The sequence below is a fragment of the Nesterenkonia sp. NBAIMH1 genome, assembly GCF_007922635.1.
Lineage (GTDB): Bacteria > Actinomycetota > Actinomycetes > Actinomycetales > Micrococcaceae > Nesterenkonia > Nesterenkonia pannonica.
In genome coordinates this window covers 1,721,781-1,734,425 of sequence record NZ_CP042335.1, presented here as the reverse complement: position 1 = coordinate 1,734,425, position 12,645 = coordinate 1,721,781, and the positions used below count along the sequence as shown (strand labels likewise).

At 63.7% G+C, this 12,645-nt stretch carries 23 protein-coding genes; all 23 read right to left on the bottom strand.

The genetic code is table 11. The features are described 5' to 3' along the window. Positions 1-64: 64 nt before the first annotated feature. The 23 genes from map to rpsJ all read right to left on the bottom strand — a co-directional run bounded on the left by map (position 65) and on the right by rpsJ (position 12,614). Positions 65-904 (bottom strand): type I methionyl aminopeptidase, encoded by an 840-nt coding sequence (gene map, locus FS388_RS08250; RefSeq protein ID WP_146340986.1) that lies wholly within the window; start codon positions 902-904, stop codon positions 65-67. Between the two features lie 2 nt (positions 905-906). Then, positions 907-1,470, bottom strand: a complete 564-nt coding sequence (locus FS388_RS08245) for an adenylate kinase (protein WP_146340985.1) — start codon at positions 1,468-1,470, stop codon at positions 907-909. Continuing rightward, a complete protein-coding gene (secY, locus tag FS388_RS08240; protein ID WP_146340984.1) occupies positions 1,467-2,777 on the bottom strand; it encodes a preprotein translocase subunit SecY in 1,311 nt (436 codons plus the stop codon). The genes FS388_RS08245 and secY overlap by 4 nt, the downstream gene beginning before the upstream one ends. Before the next feature lie 110 nt (positions 2,778-2,887). Beyond that, complete coding sequence (gene rplO / locus FS388_RS08235; RefSeq protein ID WP_146340983.1) at positions 2,888-3,382, bottom strand: 50S ribosomal protein L15; 495 nt, start codon at positions 3,380-3,382, stop codon at positions 2,888-2,890. Continuing rightward, positions 3,382-3,612 carry a 50S ribosomal protein L30 gene (gene rpmD / locus FS388_RS08230; RefSeq protein ID WP_146340982.1) on the bottom strand — a complete coding sequence of 77 codons (231 nt, stop codon included), beginning with the start codon at positions 3,610-3,612 and terminating at the stop codon, positions 3,382-3,384. Before rpmD ends, rplO begins: the two co-directional genes overlap by 1 nt. Before the next feature lie 2 nt (positions 3,613-3,614). Further along, positions 3,615-4,358, bottom strand: a complete 744-nt coding sequence (gene rpsE, locus FS388_RS08225) for a 30S ribosomal protein S5 (RefSeq protein WP_146340981.1) — start codon at positions 4,356-4,358, stop codon at positions 3,615-3,617. Then, a complete protein-coding gene (gene rplR, locus FS388_RS08220; protein WP_146340980.1) occupies positions 4,355-4,726 on the bottom strand; it encodes a 50S ribosomal protein L18 in 372 nt (123 codons plus the stop codon). Before rplR ends, rpsE begins: the two co-directional genes overlap by 4 nt. A gap of 2 nt (positions 4,727-4,728) precedes the next feature. Further along, positions 4,729-5,265: a 50S ribosomal protein L6 gene (rplF, locus tag FS388_RS08215; protein WP_146340979.1), complete on the bottom strand. Its 537-nt coding sequence runs from the start codon at positions 5,263-5,265 to the stop codon at positions 4,729-4,731. 20 nt (positions 5,266-5,285) lie between these two features. Next, the gene (gene rpsH / locus FS388_RS08210) at positions 5,286-5,684 is read right to left on the bottom strand and encodes a 30S ribosomal protein S8 (RefSeq protein ID WP_146340978.1); all 399 of its coding nucleotides are present in this window, start codon (positions 5,682-5,684) and stop codon (positions 5,286-5,288) included. Between the two features lie 91 nt (positions 5,685-5,775). Further along, on the bottom strand, positions 5,776-6,348 hold the full coding sequence (gene rplE / locus FS388_RS08205; protein WP_146340977.1) for a 50S ribosomal protein L5: 573 nt from the start codon (positions 6,346-6,348) through the stop codon (positions 5,776-5,778). Continuing rightward, on the bottom strand, positions 6,345-6,674 hold the full coding sequence (gene rplX, locus FS388_RS08200) for a 50S ribosomal protein L24 (RefSeq protein ID WP_146340976.1): 330 nt from the start codon (positions 6,672-6,674) through the stop codon (positions 6,345-6,347). The genes rplE and rplX overlap by 4 nt, the downstream gene beginning before the upstream one ends. 3 nt (positions 6,675-6,677) lie before the next feature. Next, positions 6,678-7,049, bottom strand: coding sequence for a 50S ribosomal protein L14 (rplN, locus tag FS388_RS08195; protein ID WP_146340975.1), 372 nt, complete (start codon positions 7,047-7,049; stop codon positions 6,678-6,680). A gap of 297 nt (positions 7,050-7,346) precedes the next feature. After that, a complete protein-coding gene (rpsQ, locus tag FS388_RS08190) occupies positions 7,347-7,661 on the bottom strand; it encodes a 30S ribosomal protein S17 (RefSeq protein WP_146340974.1) in 315 nt (104 codons plus the stop codon). Between the two features lie 2 nt (positions 7,662-7,663). After that, positions 7,664-7,918 carry a 50S ribosomal protein L29 gene (rpmC, locus tag FS388_RS08185; protein WP_146340973.1) on the bottom strand — a complete coding sequence of 85 codons (255 nt, stop codon included), beginning with the start codon at positions 7,916-7,918 and terminating at the stop codon, positions 7,664-7,666. Between the two features lies 1 nt (position 7,919). Further along, positions 7,920-8,336, bottom strand: coding sequence for a 50S ribosomal protein L16 (rplP, locus tag FS388_RS08180; RefSeq protein WP_146340972.1), 417 nt, complete (start codon positions 8,334-8,336; stop codon positions 7,920-7,922). Beyond that, positions 8,336-9,127, bottom strand: a complete 792-nt coding sequence (gene rpsC / locus FS388_RS08175) for a 30S ribosomal protein S3 (RefSeq protein WP_146340971.1) — start codon at positions 9,125-9,127, stop codon at positions 8,336-8,338. Before rpsC ends, rplP begins: the two co-directional genes overlap by 1 nt. After that, the gene (gene rplV, locus FS388_RS08170; protein ID WP_146340970.1) at positions 9,127-9,492 is read right to left on the bottom strand and encodes a 50S ribosomal protein L22; all 366 of its coding nucleotides are present in this window, start codon (positions 9,490-9,492) and stop codon (positions 9,127-9,129) included. Before rplV ends, rpsC begins: the two co-directional genes overlap by 1 nt. Before the next feature lie 32 nt (positions 9,493-9,524). Beyond that, the gene (gene rpsS / locus FS388_RS08165; protein ID WP_146340969.1) at positions 9,525-9,806 is read right to left on the bottom strand and encodes a 30S ribosomal protein S19; all 282 of its coding nucleotides are present in this window, start codon (positions 9,804-9,806) and stop codon (positions 9,525-9,527) included. 12 nt (positions 9,807-9,818) lie between these two features. After that, the gene (gene rplB / locus FS388_RS08160) at positions 9,819-10,655 is read right to left on the bottom strand and encodes a 50S ribosomal protein L2 (protein WP_146340968.1); all 837 of its coding nucleotides are present in this window, start codon (positions 10,653-10,655) and stop codon (positions 9,819-9,821) included. Positions 10,656-10,690: 35 nt separating this feature from the next. Beyond that, positions 10,691-10,999, bottom strand: a complete 309-nt coding sequence (rplW, locus tag FS388_RS08155; protein ID WP_146340967.1) for a 50S ribosomal protein L23 — start codon at positions 10,997-10,999, stop codon at positions 10,691-10,693. Then, positions 10,996-11,619 carry a 50S ribosomal protein L4 gene (gene rplD, locus FS388_RS08150; RefSeq protein WP_146340966.1) on the bottom strand — a complete coding sequence of 208 codons (624 nt, stop codon included), beginning with the start codon at positions 11,617-11,619 and terminating at the stop codon, positions 10,996-10,998. Before rplD ends, rplW begins: the two co-directional genes overlap by 4 nt. Before the next feature lie 5 nt (positions 11,620-11,624). After that, on the bottom strand, positions 11,625-12,287 hold the full coding sequence (rplC, locus tag FS388_RS08145) for a 50S ribosomal protein L3 (protein WP_146340965.1): 663 nt from the start codon (positions 12,285-12,287) through the stop codon (positions 11,625-11,627). Positions 12,288-12,305: 18 nt separating this feature from the next. After that, positions 12,306-12,614: a 30S ribosomal protein S10 gene (rpsJ, locus tag FS388_RS08140; protein WP_022871716.1), complete on the bottom strand. Its 309-nt coding sequence runs from the start codon at positions 12,612-12,614 to the stop codon at positions 12,306-12,308. Positions 12,615-12,645: the final 31 nt, after the last annotated feature.

Genomic DNA, 12,645 nt, shown 5'->3' with positions numbered 1-12,645 from the left:
GCAGAGACAACCAACAGACGATCGTACCGGAGTCAAGGCCGGCGCGCCAGTTCGGGAGCGCGCGTCAGCGGAGGGCTGCTGGAGAGACCCCGTGGGGAGCCAGATCTGCGGCTCCGCCGTCGGGTGCGGTAAGGACCCATACGCCGTCCTCGTGACGGCACACGGAGTGCTCCCACTGGCTTGAGCGGGAGCGGTCGGTCGTCACCACGGTCCAGTCGTCGTCCAGCACCTTTGTGTCGATGCTTCCGCGGACCAGCATGGGCTCAATGGCGACGGCCATCCCCGGCTTGATCCGGGTGCCCTTCATGCCGGTGGAATAGTTGAACACGTCGGGCTCCATATGCATGGCCGAGCCGATTCCGTGTCCTACGTAGTCCTCCAGGATGCCCAGGTCGGAGCCGCCGTTGGACCTGACGTAGTCTTCGACGGCCTCCCCCACTTCGCCGACGTGCTTTGCCTCTGCGAAGGCGGCGATGCCGGCCCACAGAGCCCCGCGGGTAATGCTGGAGAGGCGTTCGTCCTCGGGGTCTGCTGTTCCGTGGGCGGCGGAGCCGAGGATGACGGTGCGGGCGGAGTCCGAATGCCAGCCTTCGACGATGCAGCCGCCGTCCACCTTGAGAACGTCTCCCTGCTCGAGCCGACGATCACCGGGGATCCCGTGAACCACCTCTTCGTTGACGGAGGTGCAGATCCAGCCTGGGAAGCCGTGGTAGTTCAAGAAGTTCGGCTTGGCTCCGTGGGACGTGACCACGTCGGCGAAGATGCGGTTGAGCTCTCCGGTGGTGACCCCCGGCGCGGCGTGCTCGATCGTGGCATCCAGCGCCTCGCAGAGGATGGTGCCTGCAGCATCCATATGCCGGAGCTGCTCCGGCGTCTTGAGCTCTACGCGCGACCGGTTGAACATGCTCAGGGGAGCTCTTTCATGATGCGCGCGTTGACCTCGTCGACGGCTCCGAGGCCGTCGACCTGCCTCAGCACGCCTCGTGTGGAGTACTCCGCGATCATCGGCGCAGTCTCCGATTCGAAGACCTCAAGGCGGTGCCGAATGACGTCCTCGGTGTCGTCCCGGCGGCCTTCCATCTCTGCGCGCTTGGACAGTCGGGAGACGAGCTCCTCCTTGTCCGCCACCAGCTCTAGGACCACGTCGAGACGGGCTCCGAGGCGGGCGAGGATCCCGTCGAACGCTTCGACCTGAGTGAGGTTGCGGGGGTAGCCGTCCAGCAGGAAGCCATCAGCCGCGTCCTCCCACGCAAGCCTGTCTTCGACCAGCCGGTTGGTCAGCGAGTCGGGCACGAGATTCCCGGCCTCGACATAGCGCTGCGCCTCCTGGCCCAGCGCAGTGCCTCCCTTGATGTTCTCGCGGAAGATGTCGCCTGTGGAGATGGCGACGATGCCGAGCTCCTCAGAGATCTTCTTGGACTGAGTCCCCTTGCCGGCACCGGGTGGTCCGACGATCAGCATGCGTGTCATCGCAGAAGCCCTTCGTAGTTGTGCTGCTCAAGCTGTGCATTGATCTGCTTCACGGTGTTCAGACCGACGCCGACCATAATCAGAATGGACGTGCCGCCGAACGGGAAGTTCTGGTCGGCCCCGATCAGCACGAATGCGATCAGCGGGATCAGAGCGATGAACCCGAGATAGAGCGCGCCGGGGAACGTGATTCGGCTGATGACGTATGCGAGGTACGACTCGGTGGCTTTGCCGGCGCGCACGCCGGGGATGAAGCCGCCGTACTTGCGCATGTTCTCGGCCACCTCGTTGGGGTTGAACGTGATCGACACGTAGAAGTATGTGAAGCCGACGGTGGCCAAGAAGAATGCGGCCATGTACAGCGGGTGGTCACCGCTTCCGAAGTACTGAGCCACCAGCTCGTACACGGGGCCGACGTCTTCGCCCGCCGCCGGCTGGTTGAACTGCATCCACACGCTGGGGAGCATCAGCACCGAGGAGGAGAAGATCACGGGGATGACGCCCGCCATGTTGACCTTGATGGGGATGTAGGTGGACGAGCCTCCGACGGTCCGGCGCCCCATCTGCTTCTTTGCGTACTGGACGGGAACTCGGCGCTGGGACTGCTCGACGAAGACGATGGCTGCCACCAGGAGAAGTCCGATCACACAGACGACGGTGAACACTCGCCAGCCCTGAACTGCCCAGATCTCCTGCATTGAGCCGGGGAAGCCGGCTGCGATGGCCACAAAGATGAGGATGGACATGCCGTTGCCGACACCTCGCTCGGTGATCTGCTCGCCGAGCCACATAATCAGCGCGACGCCCGTGACGAGCGTGAGGATCATCAGCAGGATGATGAACATGGACTGGTCGGGCATGATCCATTCGCCTTCGCACCCCAGGAGGCTTCCGGTGCGGGCCATGGTCACGAGGACGGTCGCGTTCATCAGTGCGAGGGCGAGAGTGAGGTATCGCGTGTACTGAGTCAGCTTGGCCTGCCCCTGGGCACCCTCACGCTGGAGGGACTCGAAGCGCGGTATGACCACGCGGAGCAGCTGCACGATGATGGCTGCCGTGATGTACGGCATGACTCCCAGCGCGAAGACGGAGAGCTGGAGCATGGCCCCGCCCGAGAACATGTTCACGAAGTTGTACAGGCCGCCCTCGGCGTTGCCCAGCGCGAGGCACCGCTGCACCCCGGCGTAGTCAACCCCGGGGGCCGGGATGAATGCGCCGATGCGGTAGATCACGATGATCCCGAGCGTAAACAGGATCTTCGTGCGCAGGTCGGGCGATTGGAACACCCTGGCTATTGCGCTGAACAAGCGTCCTCCTCTAATGGTCAGGCGACCACACAGTCTGCCATCCTAACGCGAACGGCCCCCTGCGGCCTCTGCTGAGGCCCCAGGGGGCTCGTCTCACGTCAAGTCGATCTTCACTCGGGCTTCGGAGAGCCCTTCACCGCGAGGGTCTCGACGGACCCTCCAGCTGCGGTGATCTTCTGCTCGGCGGACGCAGAGAAGGCGTGGGCCTTCACTGTGAGAGCCGATGAGATCTCTCCGGAGCCGAGAACCTTCACCGGCTGGCCCTTGCGTGCAAGGCCTTTGCTGATGAGGTCGGCGGCGGTGACGCTGCCGCCCTCGGGGAAAGCTTCTGCAAGCTTGCCCACGTTGACCGGGGAGTACTCCACGCGGAAGGGGTTCTTGAACCCGCGCAGCTTCGGGAGGCGCATGTGCAGCGGGAGCTGCCCACCCTCGAAGCCGGGGCGTACTTGATACCGGGCCTTGGTGCCCTTAGTGCCTCGACCAGCAGTCTTGCCCTTCGATGCTTCACCGCGGCCGACGCGCGTGCGCGCCTTCCGGGATCCGGGGGCTGGCTTCAGGTCGTGCAGCTTGAGCACATCGCCCTCTGCAGGGGTGTTCTCTGCCATTAGTTGGTCTCCTCAACCTTGACGAGGTGCTTGACCGCGTTGAGCATGCCCACGGTGGCCGGGTCGGCCTGTCGAACCACGGTGTGGTGGATCCGCTTCAGGCCGAGGGACCGGACGGTCTCGCGGTGGGCCGGCTTGGCACCGATGGTGGACTTGATCTGAGTGACCTTCAGCTGCGCATCGGAGGGTTTGAAGTCCGGTGCTGTGCTGTGCTGGACCTTCTGTGCCATCTCTATGCACCTGCCTTCTGCGCGCGGGCCTCGCGGTCCGCCTGCATGGTCTTGACCATCCGCGCAGGAGCAACTTCGTCGAGGGACTTGCCGCGGCGCGCTGCCACTGCCTCAGGCTCTTCGAGCTGCTTCAGAGCGTCAATGGTTCCGTGGACGATGTTGATCGCGTTCACCGAGCCCATGGACTTGGTCAGAACGTCGTGGATGCCGGCGCACTCGAGCACTGCACGAACCGGACCGCCTGCAATCACACCGGTACCGGCGGAAGCAGGACGGAGCAGCACGACGCCCGCAGCGTCCTCACCCTTGACCAGGTGAGGAATGGTCGAGCCGACGCGCGGCACGCGGAAGAAGCTCTTCTTGGCCTCCTCAACGCCCTTCTGGATGGCTGCGGGGACCTCTTTCGCCTTCCCGTAGCCGACGCCGACCATGCCTTCGCCGTCTCCGACAACGACAAGTGCAGTGAAGCTGAAGCGACGACCGCCCTTGACCACTTTGGAGACTCGGTTGATGGTGACGACGCGCTCGAGGAACTTGTCCCGGTCGTCGTCACGGCCGCCGCGTCCTCCGCGACCTCCGTCACGTCCACCGCCGCGTCCGCCCCGACCGCCGTCGCGGCCGCCTGAACGTTCGCCTCGGCTCTGGTTCTGGGTGTTCTCGGACTGGGGCTGCTGCTGGGCAGCGGCCTCCGTGGTCTCGTTGGCCTCAGTCACCTGTGCGTCCTTCTCGTTGGTGTTCTCGCTCACAGCTCCAGCCCACCTTCCCGTGCACCGTCAGCAACTGCTGCGACACGTCCGTGGTACTTGTTGCCGCCGCGGTCGAAGACCACGGCTTCGATGCCGGCAGCCTTGGCTCGCTCAGCGATCAGCTCACCAACGCGCTTGGCCTTGGCGGTCTTGTCGCCGTCGAAGCTCCGAAGGTCCGCCTCCATGGTGTTGGCGGAGACCACGGTGTGGGACTCCACGTCGTTGACGACCTGGGCGACCATGTGGCGCGAGGAGCGGTTGACCACCAGGCGCGGACGCTCGGCGGTGCCGGATACCTTCTTGCGCAGGCGCAGGTGGCGCCGGCCGCGGGCAGCGGACTTTGACTTGCCCTTGATACCGATAGCCATGATTACTTACCTGCCTTTCCGGCCTTGCGGCGAAGCTGCTCGCCCTCGTAGCGCACGCCCTTGCCCTTGTACGGGTCAGGGCGGCGCAGCTTGCGGATGTTTGCGGCGACCTCGCCGACCTGCTGCTTGTCGATGCCTGTGACGGCCAGCTTGTTGGCACCCTCGACCGTGAAGGTGATCCCCTCGGGGGCCTTGATCGGGACGGGGTGGGAGTAGCCCAGGGCAAACTCAAGGTCGCTGCCCTTGGCCTGCACCCGGTAGCCGGTGCCGACGATCTCAAGCTTCTTGGTGAAGCTGTCGGTCACACCGATGATCATGTTGTTGATCAGGGTGCGGGTGAGGCCGTGCAGCGAGCGGGCCTCGCGGGAGTCGTCGGGACGGCTCACCGTGACGGTGCTGTCCTCGATCTCCACGATGATGCCCTGAGCGAGCGTGCGGGAGAGCTCTCCCTTGGGTCCTTTGACTGCGACCTCGCGGCCGTTCATCGTGACCTCGACGCCTGATGGAATGGTGATCGGAAGTCGACCAATACGTGACATTTCTGGTGCGCTCCTTCCGGTTACCAGACGTAGGCGAGGACTTCTCCGCCCACGCCCTTCTTGCCGGCCTGCCGGTCAGTCAGAAGACCGGAGGATGTGGACAGGATCGCGATGCCCAGGCCGCCCAGCACGTGCGGGAGGTTGGTGGACTTCGCGTAGACCCGGAGGCCGGGCTTCGAGATCCGGCGCAGGCCGGCAATCGAACGCTCACGGTTCGGACCGAACTTCAGGTCGATTACAAGGGTCTTGCCGACTTCGGCCTCGTCCTCGCGCCAGTCGGTGATGTAGCCCTCAGCCTTCAGAATGTCGGCGATCCGCACCTTCAGCTTGGAGCTGGGCATGGACACCTGATCGTGGAAGGCCGAGTTGGCGTTGCGCAGACGCGTCAGCATGTCTGCGACAGGATCGGTCATCGTCATATTGGGCTTGTGCCCTTCCTCGCCGCGGTTTCTCCCTCTCCGGAGTCGAGCTCTAGTGAGGGGACCTACGACGTCGTTCTTCGTAAGGTAGTCAGTCCTGCTTGAAGGGGAAGCCGAGTGCGCGAAGCAGTGCGCGGCCTTCCTCGTCAGTCGCTGCAGTGGTCACCAGTGTGATGTCCATACCGCGAGGACGGTCGATCTTGTCCTGGTCGATCTCGTGGAAGACCGACTGGTCATTCAGACCGAAGGTGTAGTTGCCGTTGCCGTCGAACTGCTTGGGGCTCAGGCCGCGGAAGTCGCGGATGCGCGGCAGCGCGAATGTCACCAGACGGTCGACGAACTCCCACATGCGGTCTCCGCGGAGAGTCGTGTGAGTACCGATGGGCTGGCCCTCGCGCAGCTTGAACTGCGCGATGGACTTGCGTGCCCGCGTGACCTTGGGCTTCTGACCGGTGATGCTGGTCAGGTCGGTCACGGCGCCGTCGATGAGCTTGGAGTCGCGAGCAGCCTCGCCGACACCCATGTTCACGACCACCTTGACCAGGCCGGGAACCTGCATCACGTTGGAGTACTTGAACTCCTCCTGGAGGGATCCGCGAATCTCATCGCGGTACTTGCCCTTCAGGCGAGGGACGATGGCGGACTCGTTGACGGTCTCAGTCATGACAGCTCCTTCCCGGAGGCCTTGGCGTAGCGGACCTTCGTGGTCTCGCCGTCCGCGTCTTCCATGCGGAACCCGACGCGGGTCGGCTTGCCGGTCTCAGGGTCGACCACAGCCACGTTCGAGACGTGGATGGCCGCCTCGGACTCGACGATGCCCCCCTCAGTGCTGCCGAACTGGCCGGCGCGGAGGTGCCGCTTCATGCGGTTGACCCCTTCGACGACCACGCGGTCGCGCTTGGGAAGAACCTCGAGCACCTTGCCCTGCTTGCCCTTGTCCTTGCCGGCGAGCACCTGGACGAGGTCGTCCTTCTTGATCTTTGCTGCCATGGTCTACAGCACCTCCGGAGCCAGGGAGACGATCTTCATGAACTTGTTGTCGCGAAGCTCACGACCAACGGGACCGAAGATACGGGTTCCGCGTGGGTCCTGACTGTCACCCTTGAGAATGACGGCGGCGTTCTCGTCGAAGGAGATGTACGAGCCGTCATTGCGACGGGTCTTCTTCTTCGACCGGACGACGACCGCTTTGATGACGTCGCCCTTCTTGACGTTTCCGCCTGGAATGGCGTCTTTTACGGTGGCGACGAATGTGTCGCCAATACCTGCATAGCGGCGTCCTGAACCGCCGAGCACGCGAATGACAAGGATTTCCTTGGCACCGGTGTTGTCAGCGATCTTGAGCCGCGATTCCTGCTGAATCACGTGGTTTCTCCTGCCGTCCTACTGGTCCTCACGCGAGCGCGAGCCTGGTGGAACATATAGAAATACGGGCGTTCTCTCCCGCCGCTTTCCCAGTGAGCCAGAACGACGTGAGTCGATCTTTGGATCTGGAGAGTGAGCTCCAGGTCCTGTCACTGGCCGAGGCGGCGCTGGGAGACGTGCGCTGTCCGCGGCGGAATCGAATTGAAACCAACGCACACGGGCGCACAACTTCATTATCATACAGAAAAAGGGACCAAACCCCAAAACGCGGGGCTGGTCCCTTTTTCTTGGATGCTGCTACTTCGCCTTTTCGACGACCTTCACCAGGCGCCACCGCTTGGTGGCGGAGAGGGGGCGAGTTTCGGAGATCTGGACAGTGTCCCCGATCCCAGCCTCGCCGTTCTCGTCGTGGGCTTTGAACTTGGTGTGCCGCTTCATCACTTTCCCGTAGAGGGAGTGCTTCTTGCGGTCCTCGACCTCAACGACGATCGTCTTCTCCATCTTGTCGGAGACGACGACACCGCGAAGGTTCTTGCGGTAGTTGCGCTCGGAGGCTGCATCGCTCTGCGCCTTGTTGGCGGGCGCTGCGGCCGTAGTGTTCTGCTTGCTCATGCTCAGTCCTCAGTCTCCTTCTCGGCCTCAGCTGCACCTTCACGGATACCAAGCTCACGCTCGCGCAGCACCGTGTAGATGCGCGCAATGTCTCGCTTGACGGCCTTGAGGCGAGCCGAGTTCTCCAGCTGCCCGGTGGCGTGCTGGAAACGGAGGTTGAACAGCTCCTCCTTAGCACCACGAAGGTGCTCGGCAAGCTCTGAAGCCTCCATGTTGGCAAGCTTCTCCACGGTCAGGTCCTTAGATCCGACTGCCATTTCACTCACCACTCTCTCGGCTGATGACGCGTGCCTTCATAGGCAGCTTGTGGATTGCCAGACGGAGGGCCTCCTTGGCCACCTCTTCGCTGACACCGGAAAGCTCGAACATGACGCGTCCGGGCTTGACGTTGGCGACCCACCACTCGGGCGAACCCTTGCCGGAGCCCATGCGGACTTCGGCAGGCTTCTTGGTGAGGGGGTGATCCGGATAGATGTTGATCCAGACCTTTCCGCCACGCTTGATGTAACGGGTCATAGCGATACGGGCCGACTCGATCTGACGGTTCGTCACGTAGGCCGGGGCCATCGCCTGGATGCCGTACTCGCCGAAGGCCAGCTCAGTGCCGCCCTTGGCCATGCCGCTGCGCTTAGGCTTGTGCGGCTTGCGGAACTTGACGCGCTTTGGCATCAGCATCAGTTCTGCCCTCCTTCTGCGGCAGGTGCTGCGGAGGCCTCGTCGCGACGTCCGCCGCCACGACGACGGCGCTCACCGCCGCGCTCGTTGCGGCCGCCGCGGGCACCGCCGCGGCCGGACGGCTGCGAGGCCTGCTGCGCAGCGAGTTCCTTGGCGGTGAGGTCACCCTTGTAGACCCAGACCTTCACACCGATGCGGCCGAAGGTCGTCTTCGCCTCGTGCTTGCCGAAGTCGATGTTCGCCCGGAGTGTGTGCAGAGGAACGCGGCCCTCGCGATAGAACTCGGAGCGAGACATCTCAGCACCGCCGAGCCGTCCGGCACACTGGATCCGGATGCCCTTTGCGCCGGAGCGCATTGCGGACTGGATCGCCTTCTTCATGGCGCGGCGGAAGGCCACACGGGCAGCAAGCTGCTCGGCGACGCCCTGGGCGACGAGCTGAGCATCTGTTTCGGGGTTCTTCACCTCGAGGATGTTCAGCTGGATCTGCTTGTTCGTGAGCTTCTCGAGCTGACCGCGGATGCGGTCCGCCTCGGCGCCGCGGCGACCGATGACGATGCCCGGCCGAGCGGTGTGGATGTCCACACGAACCCGGTCGCGAGTGCGCTCAATCTCCACGCGGGAGATGCCTGCTCGTTCGACGCTCTTCTCGAGCAGCTCCCGAATCTGAGCATCTTCCTTGACGTAGTCCTTGTACCGCTGACCCGCTTTGTTGGAGTCGGCGTACCAGCGAGTGACGTGGTCAGTGGTGATGCCCAGACGGAAACCATTGGGGTTGATCTTCTGTCCCACTACTGATCCCCACCTTTCTCTTCTGTGCCGACCACGATGGTCACGTGGCTGGTGCGCTTGTTGATGCGGAAGGCGCGTCCCTGGGCACGGGGGCGGAACCGCTTCATGGTCGGCCCCTCGTCCACGCGCGCCTCAGTGATGACGTAGTCGTCTTCGTTGAACGCCGTGCCCGCACGGTCAGCGTGCTGACGTGCGTTGGCCAGCGCTGACGCAACCACCTTGTACACCGGCTCAGAAGCCCCCTGGGGGGCGAACTGAAGAATCGCCAGCGCCTCGTTGGCCTGCTTGCCGCGGACAAGGTCGACGACGCGCCGGGCCTTCATAGGCGTCACACGCAGGTAGCGCGCAATTGCCTTGGCTTCCATTGCTCTCCTTCTTTCCTGAAGTGCAGCCCCGCTCAGCGGCGCTTGCCCTTCTTGTCGTCTTTCACATGTCCGCGGAACGTGCGGGTCAGAGCGAACTCGCCGAGCTTGTGCCCGACCATCGACTCCGTGATGAACACCGGAATGTGCTTACGCCCATCGTGCACGGCAATGGTGTGGCCGAGCATGTCCGGGATGATCATGGAACGGCGGGACCAGGTCTTGATGACATTCTTGGTGCCCTTTTCGTTCTCAGCCTGAACCTTGAGGAACAGGTGCTGATCAACGAAGGGGCCCTTCTTCAAGCTGCGTGGCATGTTTCCAGGCTCCTATCGCTTGTTCTTAGTACGACGGCGACGCACGATGAGCTTGTCGCTTTCCTTGTTGGGACGACGAGTGCGACCCTCGGGCTTGCCGTTGGGGTTGACAGGGTGACGACCGCCGGAGGTCTTGCCCTCGCCACCGCCGTGCGGGTGGTCGACGGGGTTCATGACCACACCGCGGACGGTCGGGCGAATGCCCTTCCAGCGGTTGCGGCCGGCCTTGCCCCAGTTGATGTTCGACTGCTCGGCGTTGCCGACCTGGCCGACCGTGGCGCGGCAGCGAACATCCACGTTCCGCACTTCGCCCGAGGGCAGGCGCAGCTGCGCGTACTTGCCCTCACGAGCGACGAGCTGAATGGCCACACCTGCTGACCGTCCCAGCTTTGCTCCGCCTCCGGGGCGGAGCTCCACCGAGTGGATCACGGTGCCCAGTGGGATGTTCCGCAGGGGCAGGTTGTTGCCGGGCTTGATGTCAGCGTTGGGGCCGGACTCAATAGCATCGCCCTGGTTCAGCTTGGCCGGGGCGAGGATGTACCGCTTGGTGCCGTCTGCGAAGTGCAGCAGCGCGATGCGTGCGGTCCGGTTGGGGTCGTACTCGATGTGAGCGACCTTGGCGGGAACGCCGTCCTTGTCGGACCGACGGAAGTCGATCACGCGGTACTGGCGCTTGTGTCCACCGCCCTTGTGACGCGTGGTGATCTTGCCCTGACCATTGCGGCCGCCCGTCTTGGTCAGCGGCCGAAGCAGGGACTTCTCCGGGGTGTCCCGGGTGATCTCTGCGAAGTCGGCCACTGACGCGCCGCGCTGGCCCGGTGTGGTCGGCTTGAGGTTACGAATTGCCATGTGCTCTTCCTTCGATCAAGTGGTGCCGGCAGCCATCAGGCTGCGGCTCCTCCGAAGATGTCGATTGCATATCCCTCTTTGAGGGTGATGATCGCGCGCTTGGTGTCGTTGCGCTTGCCCCAGCCGAAGCGGGTGCGGCGGCGCTTGCCCTCGCGATTGATCGTGTTGACCCTGTCGACCTTGACGCTGAAGATCTTCTCAACGGCGTATTTGATCTCGGTCTTGTTCGATCCGGGAGCCACCAGGAAGGTGTACTTGCCCTCGTCGATGTTGTTGTAGGACTTCTCGGAGATCACCGGCGCGAGGATGACATCGCGGGGATCCTTATTGATGGTGGCGCTCACTTGGCCTCCTCCTTGTCCTTCTGTCCGCCTTCAGCGTGGGAGAGGAAGGCGTCGTAGCCGGCCTGAGTGAACACGACCTCGTCGGAGACGACGACGTCGTAGGTGTTCAGCTGGTCCGCGTAGAGGGTGTGCACCTCGGGCAGATTGCGCAGGCTGAGTGCGGCGTTGTCCTCCCCGCGGCCGATGACCACGAGCCAGTTCCGGGCACTTCCGACTGCCTGAAGCGCATCTTTGCCGGCCTTCGTCGAAGGCCCGTCAGCAGCGATGGCGTCGATGACGTGGACGCGGCCGTTGCGCGCCCGGTCAGACAGCGCACCGCGCAGGGCCGCTGCCTTCATCTTCTTAGGAGTCCGCTGTGCATAGGAGCGAGGGGTCGGTCCGTGAGCGACGCCGCCTCCGATCATGTGCGGGGCGATCATTGAGCCCTGACGGGCACGGCCGGTCCCCTTCTGGCGGAAGGGCTTGGCGGTGGTCGCAGAGACCTCTGAACGTGTCTTGACCTTGCTCGTGCCCTGGCGGGCCGCCGCCTGCTGGGCCACCACAACCTGGTGGATCAGCGCGGGCTTGGTCTCAGTGTCGAAGATCTCGCCCGGGAGATCGACAGCAACTTTCTTAGCCATGTGGATCAGGCTCCCTTCACGGCCGTGCGGACGAGGATGGTGCCGCCGCGAGCGCCGGGCACGGCGCCTTTGAGCAGCAGCAGGCCCTTCTCGGCGTCCACGGCGTGGACGGTGAGGTTGTGGGTGGTGTGGCGGGCGTTGCCCATTTTCCCGGCCATCCGCAGACCCTTGAACACGCGGCCGGGGGTTGCGGCCATACCGATGGCGCCCGGCTTGCGGTGGTTCTTGTGCTGACCGTGCGATGCCCCGACGCCGGCGAAGCCGTGACGCTTCATAACGCCGGCGAAGCCTTTGCCCTTGGTCTTGCCGATGACGTCGACCTTCTGGCCGGCCTCAAAGGCTTCGACGCTCAGGTCCTGGCCGAGCTCGTAGTCGGATGCGTCGGCGGTGCGGATCTCGACGACGTGACGCCGCGGCGTCACCCCGGCCTTGGCGAAGTGGCCCGCAAGGGGCTTCGTCACCTGACGGGGGTCGATGGCTCCGAAGCCGATCTGTACGGCGCTGTAGCCGTCCGTCTCAGCGGTTCGGACCTGTGTGATGACGTTGGAGTCAGCCTTGATGACAGTCACGGGTACGAGGTTGTTGTTCTCGTCCCAGACCTGGGTCATGCCGAGCTTGGTGCCCAGCAGACCTTTGACGGGCAGCTCAACGCGAGAAATGTTGCTCATTGTTCAGGCACCTCCCTCTTAGAGCTTGATCTCGATGTTGACATCGGCGGGCAGGTCGAGACGCATCAGCGAGTCCACGGCCTTGGGCGTGGGGTCGACGATGTCGATGAGTCGCTTGTGAGTGCGCATCTCGAAGTGCTCGCGTGAGTCCTTGTACTTGTGAGGTGAACGAATAACGGCGTAGACGTTCTTCTCAGTCGGCAGCGGCACGGGGCCGACGACCGTGGCGCCTGCGCGCGTGACTGTGTCGACGATCTTGCGAGCGGAGGTGTCGATCACCTCGTGGTCGTACGACTTCAGCCGGATGCGGATTTTCTGTCCCGCCATGGCGTTGAGCCTCTCTGTGGTCCTTGCAATA

Coding starts and splice junctions, on each gene's coding strand:
- rplD (WP_146340966.1), bottom strand. CDS start 11,619: ATGGCTAAGAAAGTTGCTGTCGATCTCCCGGGCGAGATCTTCGACACT.
- rplE (WP_146340977.1), bottom strand. CDS start 6,348: ATGACTGAGACCGTCAACGAGTCCGCCATCGTCCCTCGCCTGAAGGGC.
- rplO (WP_146340983.1), bottom strand. CDS start 3,382: ATGGCAGAGAACACCCCTGCAGAGGGCGATGTGCTCAAGCTGCACGAC.
- rpmD (WP_146340982.1), bottom strand. CDS start 3,612: ATGGCACAGAAGGTCCAGCACAGCACAGCACCGGACTTCAAACCCTCC.
- rplX (WP_146340976.1), bottom strand. CDS start 6,674: ATGGCAGCAAAGATCAAGAAGGACGACCTCGTCCAGGTGCTCGCCGGC.
- rplC (WP_146340965.1), bottom strand. CDS start 12,287: ATGAGCAACATTTCTCGCGTTGAGCTGCCCGTCAAAGGTCTGCTGGGC.
- rpsQ (WP_146340974.1), bottom strand. CDS start 7,661: ATGAGCAAGCAGAACACTACGGCCGCAGCGCCCGCCAACAAGGCGCAG.
- rplB (WP_146340968.1), bottom strand. CDS start 10,655: ATGGCAATTCGTAACCTCAAGCCGACCACACCGGGCCAGCGCGGCGCG.
- rplP (WP_146340972.1), bottom strand. CDS start 8,336: ATGCTGATGCCAAAGCGCGTCAAGTTCCGCAAGCCGCACAAGCCTAAG.
- rplV (WP_146340970.1), bottom strand. CDS start 9,492: ATGGAAGCCAAGGCAATTGCGCGCTACCTGCGTGTGACGCCTATGAAG.
- rpsH (WP_146340978.1), bottom strand. CDS start 5,684: ATGACGATGACCGATCCTGTCGCAGACATGCTGACGCGTCTGCGCAAC.
- FS388_RS08245 (WP_146340985.1), bottom strand. CDS start 1,470: ATGACACGCATGCTGATCGTCGGACCACCCGGTGCCGGCAAGGGGACT.
- rplR (WP_146340980.1), bottom strand. CDS start 4,726: ATGGCTATCGGTATCAAGGGCAAGTCAAAGTCCGCTGCCCGCGGCCGG.
- rpmC (WP_146340973.1), bottom strand. CDS start 7,918: ATGGCAGTCGGATCTAAGGACCTGACCGTGGAGAAGCTTGCCAACATG.
- rplF (WP_146340979.1), bottom strand. CDS start 5,265: ATGTCACGTATTGGTCGACTTCCGATCACCATTCCATCAGGCGTCGAG.
- rpsS (WP_146340969.1), bottom strand. CDS start 9,806: ATGCCACGCAGCTTGAAGAAGGGCCCCTTCGTTGATCAGCACCTGTTC.
- rpsJ (WP_022871716.1), bottom strand. CDS start 12,614: ATGGCGGGACAGAAAATCCGCATCCGGCTGAAGTCGTACGACCACGAG.
- map (WP_146340986.1), bottom strand. CDS start 904: ATGTTCAACCGGTCGCGCGTAGAGCTCAAGACGCCGGAGCAGCTCCGG.